General features: G+C 69.1%; 21 protein-coding genes and 1 pseudogene. 7 read left to right on the top strand and 15 right to left on the bottom strand.

Annotated elements, in window-relative coordinates:
• Nucleotides 1–188 precede the first annotated feature (188 nt).
• From Raf01_RS42795 to Raf01_RS42770, 6 genes are all read right to left on the bottom strand, one after another.
• Nucleotides 189–1,172, bottom strand: coding sequence for an alpha/beta fold hydrolase (locus Raf01_RS42795; RefSeq protein WP_239134421.1), 984 nt, complete (start codon nt 1,170–1,172; stop codon nt 189–191).
• Entirely contained in the window at nt 1,169–1,966 is a 798-nt protein-coding gene (locus tag Raf01_RS42790) for an alpha/beta hydrolase (protein WP_203923873.1), read from the bottom strand. Before Raf01_RS42790 ends, Raf01_RS42795 begins: the two co-directional genes overlap by 4 nt.
• A gap of 10 nt (nt 1,967–1,976) precedes the next feature.
• Nucleotides 1,977–2,450 carry a cupin domain-containing protein gene (locus Raf01_RS42785; RefSeq protein ID WP_203923872.1) on the bottom strand — a complete coding sequence of 158 codons (474 nt, stop codon included), beginning with the start codon at nt 2,448–2,450 and terminating at the stop codon, nt 1,977–1,979.
• Between the two features lie 46 nt (nt 2,451–2,496).
• Nucleotides 2,497–3,342, bottom strand: a complete 846-nt coding sequence (locus Raf01_RS42780; RefSeq protein ID WP_203923871.1) for an alpha/beta fold hydrolase — start codon at nt 3,340–3,342, stop codon at nt 2,497–2,499.
• A 3-nt stretch (nt 3,343–3,345) separates the two neighbouring features.
• On the bottom strand, nt 3,346–4,092 hold the full coding sequence (locus tag Raf01_RS42775; protein WP_203923870.1) for an alpha/beta fold hydrolase: 747 nt from the start codon (nt 4,090–4,092) through the stop codon (nt 3,346–3,348).
• A gap of 399 nt (nt 4,093–4,491) precedes the next feature.
• On the bottom strand, nt 4,492–4,731 hold the full coding sequence (locus Raf01_RS42770; protein ID WP_203923869.1) for a hypothetical protein: 240 nt from the start codon (nt 4,729–4,731) through the stop codon (nt 4,492–4,494).
• 154 nt (nt 4,732–4,885) lie between these two features.
• On the opposite strand from Raf01_RS42770, the gene Raf01_RS42765 reads away from it, so the two are divergent.
• Nucleotides 4,886–5,452, top strand: a complete 567-nt coding sequence (locus Raf01_RS42765) for a hypothetical protein (RefSeq protein ID WP_203923868.1) — start codon at nt 4,886–4,888, stop codon at nt 5,450–5,452.
• A 381-nt stretch (nt 5,453–5,833) separates the two neighbouring features.
• Nucleotides 5,834–7,738, top strand: a complete 1,905-nt coding sequence (locus Raf01_RS42760) for an ATP-binding protein (protein WP_203923867.1) — start codon at nt 5,834–5,836, stop codon at nt 7,736–7,738.
• Between the two features lie 250 nt (nt 7,739–7,988).
• Here Raf01_RS42760 and Raf01_RS51075 read toward each other — a convergent pair whose 3' ends face one another.
• The 8 genes from Raf01_RS51075 to Raf01_RS42720 all read right to left on the bottom strand — a co-directional run bounded on the left by Raf01_RS51075 (nt 7,989) and on the right by Raf01_RS42720 (nt 16,429).
• Nucleotides 7,989–8,225: a hypothetical protein gene (locus Raf01_RS51075; RefSeq protein ID WP_373319753.1), complete on the bottom strand. Its 237-nt coding sequence runs from the start codon at nt 8,223–8,225 to the stop codon at nt 7,989–7,991.
• A 268-nt stretch (nt 8,226–8,493) separates the two neighbouring features.
• Entirely contained in the window at nt 8,494–9,402 is a 909-nt protein-coding gene (locus Raf01_RS42750) for a dihydrodipicolinate synthase family protein (RefSeq protein WP_203923865.1), read from the bottom strand.
• A 30-nt stretch (nt 9,403–9,432) separates the two neighbouring features.
• Entirely contained in the window at nt 9,433–11,142 is a 1,710-nt protein-coding gene (locus Raf01_RS42745; RefSeq protein ID WP_203923864.1) for a dihydroxy-acid dehydratase, read from the bottom strand.
• Nucleotides 11,139–11,942, bottom strand: coding sequence for an SDR family NAD(P)-dependent oxidoreductase (locus Raf01_RS42740; protein WP_203923863.1), 804 nt, complete (start codon nt 11,940–11,942; stop codon nt 11,139–11,141). Before Raf01_RS42740 ends, Raf01_RS42745 begins: the two co-directional genes overlap by 4 nt.
• Nucleotides 11,939–13,327 carry a hypothetical protein gene (locus tag Raf01_RS42735; RefSeq protein ID WP_203923862.1) on the bottom strand — a complete coding sequence of 463 codons (1,389 nt, stop codon included), beginning with the start codon at nt 13,325–13,327 and terminating at the stop codon, nt 11,939–11,941. Before Raf01_RS42735 ends, Raf01_RS42740 begins: the two co-directional genes overlap by 4 nt.
• Nucleotides 13,324–14,157 (bottom strand): carbohydrate ABC transporter permease, encoded by an 834-nt coding sequence (locus Raf01_RS42730; protein ID WP_203923861.1) that lies wholly within the window; start codon nt 14,155–14,157, stop codon nt 13,324–13,326. The genes Raf01_RS42735 and Raf01_RS42730 overlap by 4 nt, the downstream gene beginning before the upstream one ends.
• The gene (locus tag Raf01_RS42725) at nt 14,157–15,095 is read right to left on the bottom strand and encodes a carbohydrate ABC transporter permease (RefSeq protein ID WP_203923860.1); all 939 of its coding nucleotides are present in this window, start codon (nt 15,093–15,095) and stop codon (nt 14,157–14,159) included. The genes Raf01_RS42730 and Raf01_RS42725 overlap by 1 nt, the downstream gene beginning before the upstream one ends.
• Entirely contained in the window at nt 15,092–16,429 is a 1,338-nt protein-coding gene (locus tag Raf01_RS42720) for an ABC transporter substrate-binding protein (RefSeq protein WP_203923859.1), read from the bottom strand. Before Raf01_RS42720 ends, Raf01_RS42725 begins: the two co-directional genes overlap by 4 nt.
• Before the next feature lie 225 nt (nt 16,430–16,654).
• On the opposite strand from Raf01_RS42720, the gene Raf01_RS42715 reads away from it, so the two are divergent.
• From Raf01_RS42715 to Raf01_RS42700, 4 genes are all read left to right on the top strand, one after another.
• Complete coding sequence (locus tag Raf01_RS42715; RefSeq protein WP_203923858.1) at nt 16,655–17,458, top strand: IclR family transcriptional regulator; 804 nt, start codon at nt 16,655–16,657, stop codon at nt 17,456–17,458.
• Between the two features lie 76 nt (nt 17,459–17,534).
• A complete protein-coding gene (locus Raf01_RS42710) occupies nt 17,535–18,674 on the top strand; it encodes a Gfo/Idh/MocA family protein (protein ID WP_203923857.1) in 1,140 nt (379 codons plus the stop codon).
• On the top strand, nt 18,667–19,314 hold the full coding sequence (locus Raf01_RS42705; RefSeq protein ID WP_203923856.1) for a GNAT family N-acetyltransferase: 648 nt from the start codon (nt 18,667–18,669) through the stop codon (nt 19,312–19,314). Before Raf01_RS42710 ends, Raf01_RS42705 begins: the two co-directional genes overlap by 8 nt.
• A 14-nt stretch (nt 19,315–19,328) precedes the next feature.
• Nucleotides 19,329–20,318, top strand: a complete 990-nt coding sequence (locus Raf01_RS42700) for a hypothetical protein (RefSeq protein ID WP_203923855.1) — start codon at nt 19,329–19,331, stop codon at nt 20,316–20,318.
• Between the two features lie 399 nt (nt 20,319–20,717).
• On the opposite strand, the pseudogene Raf01_RS51285 reads toward Raf01_RS42700, so the two are convergent.
• A pseudogene (locus Raf01_RS51285) lies at nt 20,718–20,873 on the bottom strand (IS701 family transposase); the annotation flags it as partial.
• A gap of 786 nt (nt 20,874–21,659) precedes the next feature.
• On the opposite strand from Raf01_RS51285, the gene Raf01_RS42695 reads away from it, so the two are divergent.
• The gene (locus Raf01_RS42695; RefSeq protein ID WP_203923854.1) at nt 21,660–22,517 is read left to right on the top strand and encodes a hypothetical protein; all 858 of its coding nucleotides are present in this window, start codon (nt 21,660–21,662) and stop codon (nt 22,515–22,517) included.

Raw genomic sequence — 22,517 nt, 5'->3', positions numbered from 1 at the left:
TGGCGGGCGCCCGCCGCGACGTGGACGCCTTCGCCGGCCAGGGCCTGCGTGATGGCTAGTCCGATGCCTTTGCTGGCACCGGTGACGACTGCGACCTTTCCGGTCGGGTCTAGGTCCATGACGGAATCCTCTCGTGGGCCGGCCGGCCGCGGCGCCGATATCGAGGCTACGCGGCCGGCCGGTGGTGCTCAGGCCAGGAAGGTGAGCAGGCGCCGGGTGAGTTCGGCGGGGTGCTCCTCGTAGATCCAGTGGCCGGAGTTCGCGATCACGGCGCCGGTGACGTTGTTCGCGTAGTTGCTGACCTGGGTCTGCTCGGCCCCACCGAGGCTGTTGCTGGCCCCGATGGCCAACACCGGCATGGCGAGCTTGGTCTTGGCGTACCGGGCGTTGTCGGCGATGTCAGTGGGGAAGGCCCGGAACCACTCGAAGCTCGCCCGCAGGTGGGCGTCGTCGCGCAGGTACTTGGCGAACTCCCGCACCTCCACGGGGCCGATGGCGTCCTTCTGGACTTCGAGGGAGTCGGTGAACCGGTCCACCCACAGCTCTTCCCGGCCGTCGACGAGCTGTTCGGGAAGACCGTTGGTCAGGGCGAAGAAGCCGAAGTGCCAGGCGCCCGGGCCCTTGTCGGTCAGGGACGGAGCGTCGTACAGGCTTTCGTCCGGGATGGGTGCCTCACTGAGGACCAACTTCCGCACCTCGTCCGGATGGGCGGTGGCGTAGGCGTAGGCGACCATGGTGCCGATGTCGTGACCGACCAGCCGGATGTCGCGGTTCAGGCCGAGCTCGGCCAGCAGGCCGTGGATGTCGGCGGCCATGGTCTTCTTGTCGTATCCCCCGGCCGGGGCGTCGCTGCGACCGGCGCCCCGCAGGTCGGGTGCGATCACCGTGTAGTGCTTGGCCAGCTCGGGCAGGATCGCGCGCCACTCGTACCAGGTCTGCGGGAATCCGTGGATCAGGACGAGGGTCGGGCCGTGACCGCCGCGCACGTAGTTGATCCCGACGTTGCCGACCCTGGTCTTCTGCTCCGTGAACCCGTACGGCACCCGGGGCTCCCAGCCAGCGGCGACAGTTGAGTGGCCTTGGGCCGCCGCCGCGGACGGCGCGAGGAGCGAGACCAACACGGTCACCGCCAGCAGCCCGAGATGACGGGGCTTCAACCCGTAGGCCCTCACAGCGCCTGCTCTGTGAGCCAGGTCAGGCTGGCGTTGGCGACGTCACGCCAGCCGCTATCGATGGTCAGCGAGTGCGCCCGGTCCGGGAACTCGAGAATGTCGGTGACCGCGCTGGAGTGCCGGTACTGCTTGAGGGTGGCGCGGGTGACGGCTTCCGGCACGGTGTGGTCCTTGCCACCCATGATCAACAGTAGTGGGCCGCGTAACTCGTTGACGGTATCCACCTTGGCCGGTGAGTGCGGGTCAAAGTTGGCCGCAGCCGCTTCGAACAGCGGCTTGCCCGGTGCCGGGATCGTCCACCGCTCGTACAGTTCCTGGGACTCGGTCTCGGAAATGGCGTTGCCGAACGCGAACCGGAACTGCTCAGGGGTCAGCACGACGGCCCGGCGCCGGTTGCTCGGGTTCTTGAACACCGGCAGCGTGGCGCGCAACGCTGACAGCGGCACCGGCAGCACGCCCTTGATCTGGGCGGCGTCGATCGCGATCGCGGCAGCCGCCCGGTCCAGGCCGAGCAACTTCTGGGCGATCATGCCGCCAAAGGAGTGTCCGATGAGGATCGGCTTGGTGTCGAGCCGGTCGATGATTTTCGCGTAGTGCTCGACGACGTCGTCGATGCCGTGGTCGGCGATGCCGTCCGGGGCCGCGCGGGTCTCCTCGACCGTGTCCTCGTCGCCCGGCCAGCCCGGCGCTGTCGGTTCGTAGCCCGCTTCGCGGAACAGGTCTACCCATGGCGTCCAGGAAGTGGCGTGCAGCCACAGCCCGTGGATGAAGATGACCGGTATCGGGGTACTCATGATGGGCTCCTCAGATCTGCTGCGGTGGCGGGCCGACGACCCGCAGGCTGAATGCTTCGGCGGACGCGATGATCGCGCCGATGTCGAACGACGCTGGCGCGTCGTCGACGTGCGAGACGGGCGTGCCGTTGGAGCGGAACCACTCCTCGATGCCGGCCGGCGCGTAGACGACCGCCATCCGGGACTGCGGCGAGCGAACCAGGTAGCTGTGCGGCACTCCGCGCGGGCCGTGCGCGACCTGTCCGCCTTGCAGGTCGTAGCGGGCGTCGCCGACGAAGAAGCTGATCTCACCGTCGAGAACGATCCACACCTCGTCCTCTCCGTCGTGCACGTGCAACGGCGGAGCTTGCCCCTTCGGGTCGTCGAATTCCAGCACGCTCATCGCCCGGTTCGTGGCCGCGCCGGGCAGCAGGACGCGGGCTTGGCCGCCGAGGAACCAGAAGGGCTCCCCGACGCTGGGGGGCAGCAATGGCGAATCGGTCATGGATGTCTCCGGTAGCTGGGGGCGATCAGGGTGGACACTTGGCGGGTCAGCCGGCCGCCGCGTGGGCGGCGGCACGGATGAGGTCGACGACAACGTTTGGGTGGGTGACGAAGTAGGCGTGCGAGGCGTGGGCGACCTCGACGGTGTGCGACCCGGCCCGCTTGGCCATCGCCCGCTGCGAGGCCGGCGGGATCGCCTGATCCGCACCGGACACCGCGTACCACGACGGGATGCTCCGCCACGCGGGTGTACCGGACGGGGAGGCCAGTGCCGTCAGCGTGATCGGGCGCTGCGTTGCCGCCATCTCCAGCGCCGTGGCCGGGCCGACCTCGCTGATGAACACCTTCCGGAACTCCTCCGGCCGGATCGACAGTTCCACGTCGGTACCGCCACCCGAGATCGGGACCAGGATGCCACCGACGGCGTCCGTAAGGGCGCTTCCGGCACTGAGCGCGGAAGCGGTCTCGCCCTCGTCGGGAGCGAACGCGGCGATGTACACCAGCGCCTTGACGTTCGAGTTCCCGGTCGCGGCATTGGTGATCACCGCGCCGCCGTACGAGTGGCCGACCAGAATGATCGGACCGGTGATCGAGGCGAGCACGGCCGCCAGGTACGCGGCGTCGCCGGCCAGCGCGCGCAGCGGATTGGCCACTGCGACAACCGGGTAGCCGTCGTCCTGCAGGCGCTGTACCGTACCGCTCCAGCCGGATGCGTCTGCGAACGCGCCGTGGACCAACACGACGGTCGGCCGTTTGTCGCGGGCGGGCCGGATGGAGGTACCGGATACGGCCTGCGCGGGGGCGGCCGCGGTTGCGATGCCGAGACCTGCGGCGGCCGACACGGTGGCCAGGCCGGTCAGGACGGTCCGGCGGGAAGTACGGAAGGTGTCCATTGGTCAGGATTCCTTTCGACGGAGCGTGCGCGCGGCCGTGAGGATCACGTCCGCGACGGCGGTGGGCTGGGAGACCATGACGGCATGAGAACCGGCCGTCTCGGCGATGTGCGATCCCGCGCGCCGCGCCATGAAGCGCTGCGCATCCACGTGGATGGCCTGATCGTTGTTGGCCACGAGGAACCAGGATGGCAATTGCCGCCATGCCGGCTCCCCTGACGCCTCGGTGAAACCGGCCAACCCGATCGGCCGCTGGCTGACCGCCATGACCGCGGCCGTCGTCGCGGGCACATCGGCGGCAAAGACCGCCGGGAACTGCGACTGGTCGATGCTCAACTCGACCGCCTTGTCACCATTCTCGGCGCGCACAACAGTCTGACGCAGAGCCGGCCCCATCAGCGTGTCCGGAAACTGCTCGACGATCGCCGTCAGGCTCTCGCCCTCCTCCAGAGCGAACGCGGTGATGAACGCCAAGCCGACCGCGTTGGCGAGCTGACCGGCGGCGTTAGTGATCACCGCGCCGCCGTAGCTGTGCCCCACCAGTAGCACCCTCCCCTGGACCTCGGAAGCCAAGTCGGCCACATAGCGGGCGTCCGCGGCCAGCCCACGCAACGGGTTCGCCACCGCCCGCACGTCCAGACCCGCCGCCAGCAACTGCGCGATGACAACCGACCAACTCGACGCATCCGCGAACGCGCCGTGCACCAAGACAACCGTCAGGCCATCGTCAGCACCCTCAGACTCAGTCATCTCTTCCCACCTCCGCATCGATGTCGACCGACCGTAGGCCGACGCCGACGCGAGACCAGTGACAAAAAAGTGACGACGCCACGAGCAGCGCCGAGGCCGAGAGATCCGTCGCGATCCTGGTCGTCTCAAAGGCGGACTAGATGACGGGTAGGCGACGGACCACCCGAAACCGGTCAAGACCAGGTGCAGCCAATCCGGCATGACCGCACGACTCGCGGCGGATGCGTGCGAAGGAAATCGGATTGAGGCGCGTTGCTCGGCGCTGGCTAGATTGGGTCGCATGGCCGATCCGGTGATGTGTTCACCGGTGCTGGCCGCAGCCGAGGATCCGGTTCCGGCCGCGTTGTGTCGCTCCGGCACGAGGAGCTTGAGTCTAAACAAATTGGCCACCTTCTGCCGCTAGATCACCTGTGCGGCCGATTCCCACGGGATGCACGGCACCGCCGCCCTGACGGCGACCGCGGCCAGACACCCGCTCGTCGCGGGGCGCCAGCGGACGGTGGCGGTCCAGCCGACCGGTGGCCGGACGTTGGTCACTTGGACCCTGCCGTTGCCCTTCACCCCGGTACGGAACGTGACCGGGGCACTGACGCCGCTGGCGTCGACCGCGTAGGAGGTGTTCGGCGGGCCGTCGTTCACCGTGACCGTGCCCGACGCGCCGAGGTAGCTGCACGCCCCGGGCGCCTGACCCCCGTTGAGCTAACCCACCAGCGTGTTTACCGCACCGACCGGCCCGGAGAAGTGCTGCCGGAACAGGTCACCGGCCCGCCAGGGAATCACATTGCCAGCCGCCATGCACAGCGCCGATTCGATGGTGGAGTACGTCGACGAGCTCGGTCTGCAGCGTCGGCGCGTCCCGCGCAAATGGGGCCCTTCAGCTCCGTCCACCGGCGCGACCGCCCTGGACGACGACCTCGAGGCCCGCGAACACGGGGAACGCTCTACCACGACCGTGACATTCGCCGACGGGCGGCTACAAGAACTTCTGGACCGGCGACGCGGGGATCTGGTGTGGATCTCAGATGGGCCGCGCAGCTCGACGCGCGACCTGGCCGCGGCCTCCACGACCTCGTCCGGTCCGCTGCCGACGCCAACGTCTAGTGGCCAGAAGGCCAAGAGCAACGTCGCGTCGTCGGCCAGAAAATGGGAGGCCCAGCCGACGGCGGTCAGACCGGTCTGGCGACGGGTCGGCCCCAGAAGGTCCACCAACGACGCCCCAGCGGGACGTAGCACGCGCAGGTCAAAGGTCTTAGTCGAGGATGGCGGCGACCATTCCGATCTGGACGAATTCGACGTAGGCATGCGGATTTTCCACGAGCGGCCGGAAAACTCGGCCAAGCAACGGGCGAAATCAAGATGACGAGAGGCAGCGCCAGCGGACGCACTCGCGAGAGCGATATGCCTGATTACCCCCCACAGCAAGGACGGCCGACGTGGAGGCCCCTACCCATAGGATCCATAGACAGAACCGGCACCGCCGAGAAGAACAGCCGTTGCCACTCTCACTAACACGCAATCTTCTCGAAGTCGGACATCTCGTCGAGACCGAGGCCGGATCGATACCGGAACCCGGAGTACCCAAACATCGAATAGAGATTGCTTACGATCGTCCGCAGTCCAGCGTCCACAAGCTTCGGCGGCGGTGGCCGGCTCCTTGGTCGATAGGGGACGATCTGCCGACGGGGAGGAACATCGGACGGGAGCACGAGCAACTGTCGAGACGGCGGCCGACCGCGACGAGATGCGGTTCAGCCTGCCGCCCGACACCATCGCGTTCATTGGCCGCACCAAGGAACTCGCGGCGATCACCCACACCGTGACCACAGCCGCCGAGCACGGCGGCGTCGTCGCGATCCACGCCATCGACGGCATGCCCGGTGTCGGGAAAACCACCCTGGCCGTGCACGCCGCCCACCAACTGACCCAGCGATACCCCGACCGGCAACTGTTCCTCGATTTGAAAGCCCACACCGCCGGCCACCAACCCACCGACCCCGCCGACCTGCTACGGGCCGACGGCATCGACCCAAAACAATTGCCCGACCGTCTCGACGCCCGCATCGCCCTCTGGCGCGACCGCATGGCCGGACGGCAAGCCCTGCTCGTCCTGGACAACGTCGCGTCCACCGCGCAGGTCGTCCCGCTGCTGCCCAGTTCCCCCCACGTGCTGGTGCTGATCACCTCCCGCCGACGACTCGGCGATCTCCATCACGCCGTCCACCTGCACCTCAAAGTCCTCCCGCACGCCGACGCGGTCGCGATGTTCCTCCGCCTGGTACCCCGCGCCGCCAACGAACTCGAAGCCGTGGCCACCCTTGTTCAGGCATGCGAATACCTGCCGCTAGCGATCGCGATCACCGCCAGACGATTCGCCGCCCACGACACCTGGACCATGACCGATTTACTTGCCGAGGTCAAGACCAGCCGCCGACGACTGCTGACCCTCACCAGCGAAGACACCACCGTGCAGGCCGCCTTCGACCGGTCCTACCGGCACCTGCCACCCCAACGGCAGCGCTTCTTCCGCCTGATCGGCCTGGCCCCCGGCGTCGACACCGACAGCTATGCCGCCGCCGCTCGGGCCGGCACCAGTCTGGACGACGCTATGAACCAACTGGACAGGCTGTACCACGACCACCTACTCGAGGAAACAAGCCCGCACCGGTACCGGATGCATGACCTCGTCCGCACCTACGCCCGCACACTCACCAAACCGCAGGACGGGCCCGACCAGGCTTTCGATCGCCTTCTCGACTACTACCGGCACACCGCCGCGGTGGCCATGGACACCGCCTACCCGCACGAGCGTGAACACCGCCCGCGGGTCCCACCCTCGCGCACTCCCAGCCCCACCCCGCCCAACCCGGCGGCGGCACTCGGTTGGCTGGACAACGAGCTGCCCAACCTGCTGGCCGCCACGAAATCGGCCACCGACCACAGCAGGCAGGCACACCTGCTGCACCTGTCGACCATCCTGCACCGCCACCTGCACACCCGCGGTCGTTTCCACGACGCCGAAACCCTGCACCAGCAGGCGTTGAGCGCCGCACGCGCCACCGGCGACCAGACAGCCGAACTGAACGCCCTGACCGGTCTCGGCCACACCCACCGGCTACAGGGCCGCCACGAGCAAGCCACCGACCACTACCAGCAGGCGCTGCGCCTGGCCCACGCCAGCGGCCACCGCCCCGGCGAGCTGCTAGCGCTGACCGGCCTCGCCAATTCCCACCGGATGCAGGGCCGGTACCAACAGGCCGCCGACCACTACCAACGAGTGCTCGACATGGCCCGCCAGATTGGTCACCGCAACTGGCAGTACGAAGCATGGCAAGGTCTCGGCCGGCTGCAGCACACCAACGGCAACCCACAGGCCGCCCTCACCCACCACCAGCAGGCGCTCGCGCTCGCCACCGACCTCGGCCAGCCCGACGACCAGGCCCGCGCCCACGACGGACTCGCCCACGCCCACCTGGCAATGCACCAACCCGAACAGGCCCGCACCCACTGGCAACACGCCCTCGACATCCTCACCCGCCTCGGCGTCGACCAGGCCGAAGAAACCACACCGCGGCCATCCGCCACCACCTCACCAACCCCGCGAACGACGAGTGAGCCGCTCCGGAAGAATGGATCGCAAGCCCCTTGACTCGGCCACATCCGGCGTTCGACCGGCCGCGACGCGTCCCGACCTCCCGACCGGCCTTCGGAACACCACACAACAGACGACAGTTCGGTCTCCTCCGCGCCACGCTCGCAGCGGCGGCGCCACCGAATCCGCTCGCGACACGATATGTCCGATTACCCCCACAGCAAGAACGTCCGAAATCGAGGTCCCTGCCCGGACGTTTCTCGATAAGACTCGACGTTGCCGAGAAGAACAGCCAACGCCCCTCTCGCTAACGCGCAATCTTTTGAAGCCTGATAACTCGTCGAGACTGAGGCCGGATCGATGCCGGAACCCCACCCACGCCCGCGCACGACAGCGAGATCGTGTTCGGTGCCCGGTTGCTGAGCCAGGCGTACGTCGTCCACGTCATCCACAGCAGCAGAAGGACGAGCCCGCGGACCATGCTGAGCGCGGTCGGCGGCCGCCCCATGATCGCGATGACGCGGGTGAGGGCGATGATGAACACAAGGTCGAAGAAGATCTCCGTTATGGTCGCCCGGTGCCGGACCCTGGTCTTCACCGGCCGGGACCGGAAGATGTTCCTCACCCGGGACACCGTTGAATTATCCGGTACCCGGTGACATAACCCGGCTGCTTCACCCGAGCCCGCGCAGCCGGAAGTTCCTCGCGGATATGCGGAAGGTCGTTTACAGCACGAACCCGATTGAGAGAGCTTGAACTTCCAACTCCAGAAGATCACGGCACCCCCAGCCCGAATTCGCGGGTTGCTGCGGTCAGCCCACCGCCGCGGCCAGCCGGTCGAACAGCCGGTCCACTTCGGACTTCGTCTCGTCGTCGAGGTCGAACCCCAGTGGGCCTCGGGTGTCGGTGGTCGGGATCACGTTCTGCTTGACGAGCAGGTACTTCTCCACCGCGATGTACCCGTCGATCGTGGTCTGCAAGCTGATCAGGCAGTTGAGCAGGCCGCTGATCGAGTAGGCGGTGTCCCACTGCCCCTCGGCCAGCGCCGTCCATAGCCGCTGGATGGCCCAACACACCTGAGCGCTCGGCATCGTTCCGGCCACCCCGCGGCGGAAGCTGTCCAGCAGGGCCGCGCCGCCCAGCCCTTCGAACGCCCGCGCCTGCCCGCCGGTGGCGTTGCGCAGCTCGGACAGGCGCCGGCCGATCGGCGGGGCCTCGGGCTTGAAGTAGATACGGCCGGGGAACCACTCGAAGAGCCGGACCTGGACGTCGAGGCTGAGCGGCCGGCCCACGTACCCGCTCGCGTCCTGCACCACCAGCCCGATGTCGATGGACTCGGCGATGGTGGCGTAGTAGCCGAAGATCGCGTCGTCGCCGAGCGCGACCGCGAGGGGAGGGATGGCCATCACCGCGTCGGCGCCGTGCCGCTGCGCGTGCCGGGCGTGGGCGACCGCGGTGTGGGTGCTCTCCGCGCCGCAGCCGATGATGCTGAACCGCCCGGCCTGCCGCGCCTTCGCCGTGACGATCTCCGCCAGTTGGCGGCGTTCACCCTCGGTGAGCCGCAGCAGGTCGCTGACCATCCCGGTGGTGAGCCCGGCGACGTGCTGGTCGAGGATCCAGTCCAGCTCCTTCTCGATGCCAGGTCCGTCGATCGTGCCGTCGGCGGTATACAAGGTCTGGATCACGGGCAGCACACCGTTGATGGCGGCGGTTGGCGTCATCTGGTCAATCCCCAATCCTCGCGGCTGGCGTCAGGAACGGCCCACGGTCGGCTCGACGAAGCGTCTGCTCGCCGGCGTCGGTGCGGTCAGGAAGTCGAGGTCGGCACCCTGCGGTGCCTGCTGGACGTGGTCGCGGTACAGCCGCGGCCAGCCACGCAGGTGAACCGACGCGGCCGGTGGCGGGACCGGGCGGGAGGCCAACTCGGCCGGGTCGACGAGCACGTCGAGCCGGCGCCGCGCCAGATCGAAATCGATGAGGTCGCCGTCGCGTACCCGGCCGAGCGCGCCGCCGGCGGCCGACTCCGGGGCGACGTGCAGGACCACGGTGCCGAAGCTGGTCCCGCTCATCCGCCCGTCGCTGACCCGGAGCATGTCGCGTACGCCCTGGCCCAGCAGCCGCTTCGGGATCGGTGCCATGCCCCACTCCGGCATGCCCGGGGTTCCCCGGGGCCCGCAGCCGCGAATGATGATCACGTCGTCGGCGGTGATGCCGGCCGCCTCGTCGTCCAGCCGTACCCGCATGGTGTCGTAGTCGTCGAAGACGACCGCCCGTCCCCGGTGACGCAGCAGTGCCGGGGAGGCCGCGGCCACCTTGATCACGGCGCCGTCGGGTGCGAGCGTGCCGAACACCGCGGCGAGGGTCGGCGCGGCCGACACCGGGTCGTGCGGGCCGCGAATGACGGCCGAGACTTCCGGTGCCTCGGCGGCGAGCCGCGCCCACGACCGGCCGTCGCCGGCCACCGCGTCGCCGTCGAGTAGGGCGCCCAAGGCGCGGGCCAGGGCCGGCACGCCCCCGGCGGCGGCGAACGCAGCGACCAGTTGGGCGCCGCAGGGTTCGACGTCGACCAGCAGCGGCACGTCGCGCCACAGCCGGTCCATTCGCATCAGGTCGCCGTAGAGGCCGGTGCGTCCGGCCACCGCGGCCAGGTGGATGACCGCGTTGGTGGAGCCGCCGATCGCGGCGAGCGCCCGTACGGCGTTGTCCCATGCGGCCTGGGTCATTCGTTGGGTCGGCGTCCGGCCGTCCAGCGCCTGACGGACGACGAGGGCACCGGTCTGGTGGGCGATGCGGCGCAGCTGCGGCGATCCGGTGGGTACGCCCGAGGATCCGGGCACGCTCATGCCGAGCAGCTCGGTGACGACAGCCATCGAGGAGGCGGTGCCCATCGTGTTGCAGGCGCCCGGTCCGGCGCAGCGCAGGCTGCGTTCGAGGTGTTCCCAGCGCCGGTCGTTCATCGCGCCGGACCGGCGTTCGTCCAGCGCCCGCCACAGGTCGGTACCGGCGCCCAGTGGCTTGCCCTCGAACAGCGGGGCGGCCCGGGAACCGCCGATCAGCAGCAGGGACGCAACGTCGGCGCTCGCCGCGGCGAGCAACGCGGCCGGTACGCTCTTGTCGCAGTTGGCGAGGAAGACGACACCGTCCAGCGGGTTGGCCCGGATCGTCTCCTCCAGCTCCATGGCCACCAGGTTGCGGTACAGCATCGCCGAGGGTTTCATCAGGTCCTCGCCCAGCGACATGACCGGGAACCGGGCCGGTACGCCGCCGCCGTCCCGGATGCCCTGCTCCACGTCGGCGACCAGCTCGGCCAGGCTGGCGTTGCAGGGGTTGAGTGCGCTGGACGTGTCGGCGATGCCGATGACCGGCCGGTCCCGGTCCGCCTCGGTCAGCCGCAGCGCCACCCGGTGGGACAGCGCGACCTCGTCGTCGCCGCCCAGCCAGCGGGCGCTGCGGAGCCTCACCGCGAACCTCCCTCGGTGCGCCGCGCGTCCGGATCGTCGGAGTCGCGGCCGAGCAGCACGCCCCAGCCGCCGTCAACGTAGATGGTCTGCCCGGTGACGTAGCTCGCCGACTCCGACAGCAGGAACTCGACGACCGCGGCGACCTCGACCGGCTCCGCCAACCGGCGCAGCGGGTTTCGCGATTCGAGGTCCCGGCGCGCCGACGTGGGAACGGGCGCCGACTCGAACGAGCGCTCCAGCGCGGGCGTGGACACCGCTCCGGGTGCGACGGCGTTGGCCCGGATGCCCCGGTCGCCGTAGCTGGCGGCGACGCTACGGGTGATCGCGTCGATGGCGGCCTTGGTCATCTCGTAAACGCCGAAGTCTGGGTACGCGCGCTGCCCGTGTACCGAAGAGATGTTGACGATGGCACCGGCCCACCCGGTGTCCAGGAAGCTGGACACGGCCTGGCTGGTGCCCCAGAGGGTACCGAGCTGGTTGACGCCGACGATCCGGGCCACCTGTGCCTCGTCGAGCCGGTGCAGCGGGTGGCGGATGGTGATGCCGGCGCAGTTCACCCAGGCGTGCAGGGCACCGACCCGCTCGGCGGCGCCCGCGGCTGCGGCGTGAGTCGCTCGGAAGGCGACGTCGCCGATGACGATCTGGGTGGGGCCGGCGATCGACGCCGCGACCTGCCGCGCGGCGTCGGCGTTCGTGTCGACGAGCACGGTGCCCCAGCCGCGCGCCGCGAGGTGCATGGCGATGCCGCGCCCGATCCCGGAACCGGCGCCGGTGACCACGACCGCCCGGATGCCGTTCACGACAGCACCGGCCGGGCGGGTGGCGTCGCGCCGATCGCCGCGTCGGCGGCATCGATCACCGACTCCAGCGAGCCCTCGGCCGCCAGGGTCTGCCACACCTGGTACCGGTCGCGGCCGTAGGCGTCCCTGGCCGGCAGGTACATGAACCCTGGTCCGTTCGTCAGGTTGAGCACGGCGACGGCACGGTCCGGGTGCCGGCGTCGCAGCTCGGTCTGCAGCTGCGAGTAGGCCTCGCCGGGGTGGGCCACGATGACCGCGTCGCCCAGTCGCCAGACGAAGACGGGGTGTACGGCGGAGGTACCGGTGCGGTAGCCCTCGGCGAGGCGGTCGGCCCGGGCGCGGCGCTCCGCGGCCGCCACGGGATCGATGTTCGCCCATTGGCGCACGGTCTGCTCCGGTGCTTCGGGTGGGCGGCAGCGGATACCGACATCGACTCGGGTGAAGGATGACTCCTCCGGCGGAGCCGCCGGCACCGGTTGCCAAATGCCCAGCGGGGCACCGGATTCGACGACGCCGGCGAAGCGCAGGGCGCTGCCGGGCGCGCCCATGGTTTCCAGTACCGACACCGCCGCGTGGCCCAGCGCTCGCCCGTGCCGGTCGGTGTCCCCGGTGCCGGCCAGGTACTGCTCGCGCGGCGCCAGGTCGCCCGAGGCACCCTGGAAGAACAGGCAGGGCGCGCCGGCATGCCGCTCCACGACCTCCCGGGCCGCACCGATGTAGTCCGGCGACAATAACGAATTCTCGTGCGCCAGCGTCGTCGGGTGGCATGCGTAGTTGACCAGCACGCCCAGGCGCTCGCCGCCGGTGCTGGTGATCCGGCCCACCAGGACGGTGTCGTCGGCCGGAGAGCCCGGGTTGAATCCCAGCACATCCCGGTGTCCGTGGGCCAGGTCGCGGTTGGCGGCCAGCCGGCACGAGCCGTACGCCCAGGTGACCGAGCACTCCCGGGCGGCGTCGCGGGCCGCGGCGGCCACCTCGACCAGGTCGCGCACCAGCCGCTCCCGGTACGGGCCGACCAGTTCGCTGCCCGGCAACCCGGAGTCCTCCTCGGCCAGGGTGGGCCCGGCGTGGGTGTGCACCAGGTGCAGCAACAGGGCGTCCCGGGCACCGCCGAGGGCGTCGAGCACGGGCCGGTACACCCGGTCGTAGCCGGCCAGGCTCTGCCACCAGCCGAGGTCCGCAGTGACCAGGTAGCGCCAGCCGAGGTCGGGGTCCGCGACGGCCAGGGCGCTCGCGGTCAGCGGGCGGTGCACCCCGGTGGCCTGGCCGGTCCGCGCGGCACCCCAATTGTGGGCCCGAATGCCGACCGGCGGCGTGATGTCGGTGCGCGCCACGCCGAGCACCATCCCCGACTCGCGGGGGGTCCACCCGTTGACTGCGTTCACCGCACGGCTCCCAGGACGAGCCCGCGCCTGATGTAGCGCTGGGCGACGATGTAGACCAGCACCGGTGGCAGCGCGGCCAACACCAGGCCGGTGACCAGCAGCGGCAGGTCGCTGCCGTACCGGGTCACCACGGTGGCCGCGCCGAGGGTGACTGTCGCCTGCTGGTCGGACTGGAGGAAGACCAGCGGAGTGAGCAGGTCGTTCCACCATCCGGTGACGTTGAAGATGGTGACGGTAACGATGGCCGGCACGCTCATCGGCAGGATCACCCGCCGCATGGCCTGGAAGTAGCCCGCCCCGTCGACCGCGGCCGCGTCGATGACGTCTCCGGGCAGGGCACGCATGAACGCGGCGAGCAGGAAGACCGTGCCCGGCACCCCGGTCGCCGCCCAGACCAGGATGACCGAGATGGGGCTGTCGATCAGACCCACGTCGGCCAGCAGGACATAGTCCGGGATGATGAAGGTGATGCCGGGGATCGCCAGGGTGGCGATCATCGCGATGAACACCGCGCGGCGCCCGGGAAACTCCAGCTTCGCGAAGGCGAACGCGGCGGGCAGCGAGACGGCCAGGCAGATCAGCCAGGCGACGGCGACGTAGACGACCGAGTTGGCGAACAGCCGCGGCAGATCGAACCGGTTGACCATGGCGACGTAGTTGTCAATGTCGGTCCAGTGCGCCGGCAGCGAAAGCGGGTCGCGGATGTACTCGCTCTGGCTCCTCAGGCTGGTGACGAGCATGAAGAACAGCGGGTACAGGGCCGAGACTGCGACGATCGTCAGGATCCCGGTGATCACGATGCGGCCGGCGAGCGAGACGGTGCTCTTCATCAGCGCCCCCCGTTTCGGGAGAACAGGTCGAAGTTGCGTACCTGCAGCCAGGCGATGACCGAGACGAGCAGCAGCAGCACGACCGACAGAGCCGAGGCGTAGCCCAGGTCACCGGTCTGGAACGCGCTGAGGTAGATCTCGTAGTCCAGCGGCGTGGTGCTGGTGCCCGGCCCGCCCTTGGTGATGGTGTAGATGAGCGAGAAGAGGCCGATGAACACGTACGACGTGTTGATCACCAGGAAGTAGCTGATGGCCGGCGTCTGCATCGGCAGCACGACGCGGAACAGGCGCCGCCACCAACCCGCGCCGTCCATCTGGCTGGCCTCGATCACCTCCGGTGGCATGGCCGACAGCCCGGCGAGGAAGACCAGCGCACCCTGGCCGAGGGTCTGCCAGTAGAAGGTCAGGATGAGCACGACGAATGCGGTGACCGTGGACGACAGCCAGTCTGTGGAAAGCGCGTGCAGCCCCGCCGCCGAGAGGCCCCGGTTGACCACCCCGTCGGGGAGGAACATGCTGCGCATGAGCACGCCGACCACGACCACCGAGAGCATGCACGGCAGGTAGTAGACCGAACGGAAGAAGCGCGCGCCCGGGGTCTGCTCGTGCAGCAGGACGGCCACCACCAGACACATAACCAGGATCAGCGGGATGGACAGGAAGAAGACCAGGTTGGTCCGCAGGTACTGCCAGATGTCGCCGTCCGCGAACAGCCGCCGGTAGTTGGCCAGCCCCACCCACCGGGTGACCATGCCGTCCCACCGGGTGAAGCTGTGGTAGACCGTGGTGACCAGCGGGTACCACATGAACGCGCCGACCAGCAGCACCGCTGGCAGGACCGAGACCACGCCGGTCAGCGCGCCGCGGCGGCGCGACCGGGACCGCCGCACCGTCCCGGCCTCCGGCGCGGCCCGCCGCCCGACGGCAGCAACCGTCACTTGTTGCCCCCATTTTTCACGATGCTGTCGCGCTTGTCGTCCAGCGCCGAGAGGAACGCCTCGGGGGTCTTCTTGCCGGCCCAGATCAGCTGCGCCTGCGCGTAGATCTCGTTGACCAGGTCGGTCGGCCAGATGTTGTCGGCGTAGAAGACGAACTTCTGGTTCACCCACTCGGCCTGCCGCACCAGCAGCGAGTCGGTGAACAGCGACGCGAGGTCGAGCCCCGCGAGGTTGGGGAACTTGATGTCCTCGTGCGGGTGGTTCTTGATCCGGTCGAGCTGCTCGGCCTTGCTGGTCAGGTGCTTAATGAAGGCGACCGCCTCGTCCTTTTGCTTGGAGTACTTGGTAACCACCAGGTCGCCGCCGGGCCCGCCGATGCCGCTGTCGCGCACTGGCGCGGTGGCGTTGATGTTGGGCAGCCTGGTCATAAGGACATCGTCGCCCAGCACGTTGCGCAGGTCGGAGATGGCCCAGGGTCCCTGGATGACAGTGGAGGCCTTCCCAGCCGCGATCTGCCCGATCGGATCATCCATTGTGGATGGCGAGGCCAGGGTGTACGGGACCAGTTGCAGCCACTGGCGCACGACCGCCTGCAGCGCGGAGTCGTTGAACTTGCGGGTACCGTCACCCAGGTCGCGCAGCCCGGTCTCCCCTCCGGTCACCTGTGCGATCCAGTAGAACAGCGAGAAGAGCGTGTAGTCGCCGTTGCCGAGGGCCAGCGGCGTGACACCGGTCGCCTTGATCTTCCTGAGCACGTCGAGCCACTCGTCCCACTCCAGCACCGTGTCCTCGCTGACCTTCGCGCCCGCGCGGTCGAGCACCCGGCTGTCGAAGTAGACCGCGGCGATGCCATCGTTGCCGGGCGGTACACCGTAGATGGTGCCCTTCTCGGCGACCAGCCCCTCGGTGCCCACGTCCCAGCCGGTCAGGGTGCTGCGGTACCCGTTGTCCAGGTAGCTGTCGAGGGGCTCGATGTAGTTCTTCAGCCCGAAGGTGTACGAGCCGGACCAGAGCGAGGCAACGTCGGGGCCGTTGCGCGCGACGCCCGCGGTGCGGAACTTGGTGAAGGCGCTGTCGTCCCCGGGCAGGTCGCTGACCTCGACGGTGATGCCGTGGGCCTCGGAGAAGCGCTTGGCGGACTGGACTACCCAGAAGTCATCGCGCTTGAGCGACTTGTCGGTGGTCGACGAGGTGGGGAAGAACTGGTTCCAGTACTTGAGGGTGCCGCCCTTGCCAGATCCGGCGCCGCCACCGCAGGCGCCCAGCGCCAGGCCGGCACCGGCCAGGGCCGCCGACTGCAGGAAACGGCGTCGGGAGTACGTGTAGGTGCTCATGAGGATTCCCTCCTGTGGCTTGGCACGCGGGGACGCGGCGTGGGCGAGATCCTGTGCCGCCTTCTTTCGCTGAGTGGAGGAACTTGTTCTGAGTGAAGTGAAGTAAACATCCGCTCCACTCCCTGGTCAAGACATTGCGCTCCGGTCTTGCCACCCCGTACGGTGAGTCAGCCGAGAAGCGCCTCCGTACAGCGGAGGAAGTCTCTTCCAGTGGAGGAGGAATGAGTGGCCGATCAGCCGGAACGGTCGCGCGGGGATCGCGGCCTACAGGGAGTGGACCGTCTGGTCCGCATCTTCGAGGCGGTGACCGGCGGGCCGGCGTCTCTGTCGAAGATCGCGGCCGAGGCGGGTCTCAGCGACGCCACCACGCTGCGCTACCTGGGCAGCCTGGTCTCGCACGGCCTGCTTGACCGCGACCCGGCCAGCCGCCAGTACCGCATCGGCATGCGGATGTTCCTGCTCGCCCGCAGCGCGGTCAGCGGCCGCGACTTCATGTCGATGGTCGTGTCGTCGATGGCCCGCCTGGTGGAGCAGTTCAACGAAACGGTCAACTTCGGTGCCCGGGTCGGCCACGACCTGGTCATCGTCCACGCGCTGCAGAGTTCGCAGCCGATCCGGATGGGTGCCGCGGTGGGAGACAAGGATGCCTGGCACGCCTCGGGCCTTGGCAAGGCCATCATGAGCACACTGCCGGTCACCGACGTGCGGTCGCTGCTGGCCAGGACCGACCTGGCGCAACTGACCCCGCGCACCCTCACCGACCCCGACGACCTGCTCCGCGAGCTGGCCCGGGTACGCGAGCGCGGCTTCGCCATCGACGACGAGGAGACCGTCGAGGGACTGCGCTGCGCGGCCGCGCCGGTCCGGGACGCCGCCGGCACCGCACGCTACGCGCTGAGCGTTAGCGGTCCGGCGTACCGGCTGCCGCACGCCCGCCTGCTCGACATCGGGGAGACCGTCAGCGAGCAGGCCCAGTTGCTCGAAGCGCTCGCCGACCAGGCGCCAGCAGCAGAGGAGACCAATCGATGAGCGAGCGCAGCGAGCGAATCATCAAGGACAGTGGGACCGTGCCTCGTCGGGCCGGCGACCGCAGGGAGGCGGGCCGATGAGGAGGAGAATCCCGCTGCGGGTCGGCGTCGCCGGGGCGCCGCGCGGCGGCGGGTTCGTGGCCGGGCTGCGCGCCGCCGCGGGAGACGCCCGCCTCGCCGCGGTCTACGACCCGGATCCCGGTGCCCGCCAGCGGTTCGCGGCCGACCACGGGCTCGACGTGGTCTGCGCCAGCTACCAGGAACTGCTCGACCACTGCGACCTGGTCATCGTGTCCTCGCCGCAGCAGCACCACGTGCCCCAGGCGATCATGGCACTCGACGCCGGGATTCACGTGCTGTCGGAGGTGCCGGCTGCGGTGTCCCTGGAGCAGGCGCGCGACTTGGTCGCCGCCGTGCGCCGCAGCAACGCCCGCTACATGCTCGCCGAGAACTACTGCTACATCCGCAGCAACCTGGTGGTGGGCGCGATGGCCCGGGCCGGTGTCTTCGGTGAACTGTACTACGGCGAGGGCGAGTACCTGCACGAGATGCGGCAGTTCCACCATACCCCCACCGGTGCGCCGACCTGGCGCTACTACTGGCAGGTCGGGCGCATCGGGCACACGTACCCCACGCACAGCCTGGGCCCGCTGCTGCAGTGGTTCGACGACCGGGTGGTGGCCGTCAGCTGCACCGGCACAGGTCGGCACACCGACCCCGAGCACGAGATCGACGACACCGTCCTGCTGCTGTGCCGCACCTCGCGCGGCGCGCTGCTGCGGGTCCGGTTCGACCTGCTGTCCAACCGCCCACACCTGATGGACTACTACAGCGTGCAGGGCACCGGCGGTGCGTACGAGGCGCCCCGGGCACCCAACCAGCAACCCCGGGTGTACCTGCACGGGCACAGTCCCGACGGATCCTGGGAGCCGCTTTCCGCCTACCAGGAGAAGTTCCTGCCCGAGCGGTACCAGCAGGTACCGGCTGGTGCCGGCCACTGGGGTGCCGACGCGTGGCCGGTCCTCGAGTTCGTCCACGCCATCGTGGGCGACACCGACGTACCGTTCGGCGTCTTCGACGCGCTGGACATGTCGCTGCCCGGCATCGCCTCGCAACGCTCGGCCGGCGAGGGCGGCTCCTGGGTGCATGTACCCGACCCCCGACTGTGGACCGCGGGCATCGGAGTCGAACCGGGTCGGGAGGCTCCACGTGCCTAGCGACTCCGCGAACGGACCGCGGCCCGGCGCGGGCGACCATCATGGTGACCCCGGGTACCGCCAGTTGCACATGCTCTGGCCGGCGGGACGCCGCCCCTACCCCGACGCACTGCGGCCGGCACCCGGATACCTACTGCGCCCGGGGAGCGACGCGGACATCGCCCCGTTCCGTGAGCTCATGGCACGAGTCGAACTCGGCAGCTGGGGCGACGAGGAGCTCGCCCAAGTGCACGCCAGCGTGCTGCCCGACGGCTGGCTGGTCGTCGTCCACCAGCCGACCGGCCGCCTCGTCGCGACCGGAATGGCGCAACACAATCCCGTACCGGAGCTTTACCCCGGCGGGTACGAGGTCGGCTGGATTGCCGCCGACCCCGACCACTCCGGCCACGGCCTGGGCCGATCGGTCACCGCCGCGGTGGCCAACCGCTTGGTCGACGCCGGGGCGATGAGCATCTTCCTGCGTACCGACGACTTCCGGCTGCCGGCGCTGGCGATCTACCTGAGGTTGGGGTTCACCCCACACCTGTACGCCCCAGACATGTCGGACCGGTGGGCCGCGGTCCACCAGCGGCTCGGCGGCACGCCAGCGCCGTCCGCCGGCACGCGACCCGATCCGCCGACAGCCCGCCCACTCCCCTAAGGAGACGCATCGCCGTGAACGGCTCCTCCCCCGTGCCCCACCCCGAACCGCGCGCCATCACCCCCGGCGCCGAGCACTTGGCACGCGTGGGCCTCGGCGCGGCCCCGGCCGAACCGCCGGCATCACCGTTGCGCTTCCCCGACGGCGGCGCGTGGCGCGTCGAGATCCCGAGCGTCGAGGGACCGGCTGCGCTGCGGGCCGTCATCGAGACTGCGGACTCCCTGGAGGTGCCCGTCCACCGGGTCTCGCAGGGTTCGGGCGTCATGATGCTCACCGACCAAGAGATCGAGGAGATGCTCGCCCAGACCACCCAGCGCGGCATCGAACTCTGCCTGTTCGTCGGGCCCCGGGCGGCGTGGGACATCGGCGCACAACGCTTTACGCCTGGAGCACTCGGCGCGCGGGCACGCGGCCGCGATGGGCTGGCCGGTTGTATCGCCGAGGCAGTCCGCGCCGCCGGGCTCGGAGTTGCGAGCCTGCTGGTCGCCGACGAGGGCGTGCTGTGGACCCTGCACCAACTGCGTTGCCAGGGCATGCTTCCGGCGACGATACAGCTGAAGCTGAGCGTGCAGGCGGCACCGGCCAACCCCGCCTCGTTCCTCCTGCTCACCCAACTCGGCGCGGACACCATCAACGTGCCCAGCGACCTGACCCTCGCGCAGCTGTCCGAACTACGTGCCGCGAGCCTTGCCACCATCGACTTCTACCTCGAGGCACCCGACAGCATCGGCGGGTTCGTCCGGTTGTACGACATCGCCGAGGTGATCCGGGTCGCCGCCCCGGTCTATGTCAAGTTCGGGCTGCGCAACGCACCCGAGATCTATCCCAGCGGCCGGCATCTTACCGATGTCGTCGTCGGTTCCGCCATCGAACGGGTCCGCCGGGCCCGACTGGGATTGGACATTCTGCAGCGGTATGCGCCCGGGGACGTCACCGGACTGACGATGAGCGCCCTCGGCGCACGGGGCCAACTCGCCGGTACCCGCCTGGTAGCCCCCGAGTGAACCACCCCGGCGACCCATCGATCTCCGCAAGTTGACGGGCGGCCCGGGACGGCCGGGTGTGGCTTATAAACGGGATCGACGTCGGCAAGCGTCACCACGGGGTGGCGGTGGTCGACGCCTGCGTGCGCGCCGCGGCCGCCACGTTGCAGGCGGCGGACCCACCGGCCGAGCAGCTAACACCACGGCCACCTGAGCCGGCAGTCGAGGAGCCGACCGCGCCACCAAAGGCAGCGGGTGTCCGTGACGTGTGTGTGCGGGAGCGCCGTCTGGTGGTGCGCACTCCGGACCGGTACGCGGCGGTCCAGCAGCTGGCTGCCGAGTGGTGCTCGCTGAACCGGATCTCGCAGCAGCTGCGGCCGGACCGGGGTACGGTGCGTCGTTTCGCTGGTGCCAGAAGCGCGGTGACCGGTCACCGGCCTGCTCAGCCAACTGCCAAACACGTACGAGTGTCCACATCGGACAGCGGCCCCAGCAGAAACGCTCGCGCCTGCCGGCGTGGCTCCACCGCCCGAACCGGCCCGCGATCCGCGCGAACCCCGAGTCGAACTCCGCCAACCAACTCTCGGCGTCTACGCTGTCGCCAGCGGTCGCCACAAAATCCGAAGTTGTCTCCACAAGTCGCTGATGATCACGTGGCGGCCCGCCCCAGCCCGCGTCGACCCGCGCAACCACCCGTGTCAATACCCGACGGCGAGATGCCGTCGGTCGGAGATAGGTTGATCCCGTGAAACGGGTACTCCTGACTGGAATGTCAGGAACTGACAAGTCGACCGTGATCGAGGAACTCGCGGCACGTGGCTACAAGGCCGTCGACACCGACTACCACGGCCTGTCAGAGCTGGTCGACGTCCCCGACGACGACCCGACCGCCTTGGCACCAGGACAGGACTGGCTCTGGCGCGAGGACCGCATCCAACAGCTGCTATCCACCCACGACGTCGACGTGCTCTTCCTCGGCGGCTGCGCCCCCAAACCAGGGAAGGTTCTACCCACAGATCGACCACATCATCCTGCTGACCGCACCCGCACCCGTCATCGCCGCGAGGCTGACCACCAGACGGACCAATCCCTACGGCAAGCAGCCCCACGAACTGGCCCGCGTACTGCACCTCCAGCACACCATCGAGCCGCTCCTCAGACCCGCCGCAGACCTGGAGATAGACACCAACGCCCGCTCGACCACGTCGTCGCCATGATTCTTCGGCATGTGCAGGCACCAGCCCCGGGTCTCCCCAACCCGGAGAAGATCATCGACATGCGTCTACATAACGATCCCGGGCTGGAGTACCAGCGGGGCTTCGCCCCAGCCCGACGAGGCATGTAGCGCGTTGCCGCTGGTCAGTGGCAGACTCCGGTCGCGGGTCAAGTGACGACGGACGCATCTTCTTCGAACAAGTCATCCGCGACAACCTCAACCTCGGCCGCCCCGACCAGGTCGGACTGATCTTCGGCCACCGCATCTTCGCCAGCCGCAAGCTACGCACCCCCGGAGCGTTCCGCACCCGCATCATCAACTCCGGGGTGACACCCAGCCTCCACGTAGACTTCAAACACTCCACGATCAAGCAGTACCACAAGGAAGGCATCGCACTACGCACCGAGACCACCATAAACGACCCCGGCGACTTCGGGATCCTCAAAGGGCTGACGAACCTACCCGCGATGCGGAAGTTCGGCTTCCAAGCCAACCGACGTCTACTGCACGTCGAAGACCTCAGCCACGACCCCGCCACCGGAGCCGAAGCGTTCACCACCGTCACCGCCCCCACCAACATCGACGGCCAACACGCCGCCGGCCTACGCTTCGGCGACCCCCGAGCCCAGGCACTGCTCGCCGTCCTGCTCATCTTCAGACTGCACCCGCACGGCTTCACCAACACCGACCTACGCAACCACCTCGCCCAGATGCTCGGCACCGATCCGAACTCATGGCCACCCGGCCGCGCCACCTACGACCTACGAAGACTGCGACTGCACGGCCTCATCGAACGCATCCCGCACACCCATCGCTACCGCGTGACCGAAGCCGGGCTGCACCACGCCATGTTCCTCACCAGATTCCACAACAGACTCATCCACAGCGGCGAAGCCCAACTCGCCGACCCTCAACCTCCAGCGGCCGCGCCGCTACGCGCCGTAGCCCGCGCCTACGACACGGCGCTCAGCCAACTCATACAACAATCCGGCGTCCCCGCCTGA

This window comes from Rugosimonospora africana, assembly GCF_016862975.1.
Taxonomy (GTDB): domain Bacteria; phylum Actinomycetota; class Actinomycetes; order Mycobacteriales; family Micromonosporaceae; genus Rugosimonospora; species Rugosimonospora africana.
The sequence above is the reverse complement of the archived record's forward strand: the minus strand, read 5'-3'. Positions and strand labels throughout refer to the sequence as shown.

Coding starts and splice junctions, on each gene's coding strand:
- Raf01_RS42775 (WP_203923870.1), bottom strand. CDS start 4,092: ATGACTGAGTCTGAGGGTGCTGACGATGGCCTGACGGTTGTCTTGGTG.
- Raf01_RS42730 (WP_203923861.1), bottom strand. CDS start 14,157: ATGAAGAGCACCGTCTCGCTCGCCGGCCGCATCGTGATCACCGGGATC.
- Raf01_RS42710 (WP_203923857.1), top strand. CDS start 17,535: ATGAGGAGGAGAATCCCGCTGCGGGTCGGCGTCGCCGGGGCGCCGCGC.
- Raf01_RS42750 (WP_203923865.1), bottom strand. CDS start 9,402: ATGACGCCAACCGCCGCCATCAACGGTGTGCTGCCCGTGATCCAGACC.
- Raf01_RS42765 (WP_203923868.1), top strand. CDS start 4,886: ATGCACAGCGCCGATTCGATGGTGGAGTACGTCGACGAGCTCGGTCTG.
- Raf01_RS42720 (WP_203923859.1), bottom strand. CDS start 16,429: ATGAGCACCTACACGTACTCCCGACGCCGTTTCCTGCAGTCGGCGGCC.
- Raf01_RS42785 (WP_203923872.1), bottom strand. CDS start 2,450: ATGACCGATTCGCCATTGCTGCCCCCCAGCGTCGGGGAGCCCTTCTGG.
- Raf01_RS42780 (WP_203923871.1), bottom strand. CDS start 3,342: ATGGACACCTTCCGTACTTCCCGCCGGACCGTCCTGACCGGCCTGGCC.
- Raf01_RS42790 (WP_203923873.1), bottom strand. CDS start 1,966: ATGAGTACCCCGATACCGGTCATCTTCATCCACGGGCTGTGGCTGCAC.
- Raf01_RS42760 (WP_203923867.1), top strand. CDS start 5,834: ATGCGGTTCAGCCTGCCGCCCGACACCATCGCGTTCATTGGCCGCACC.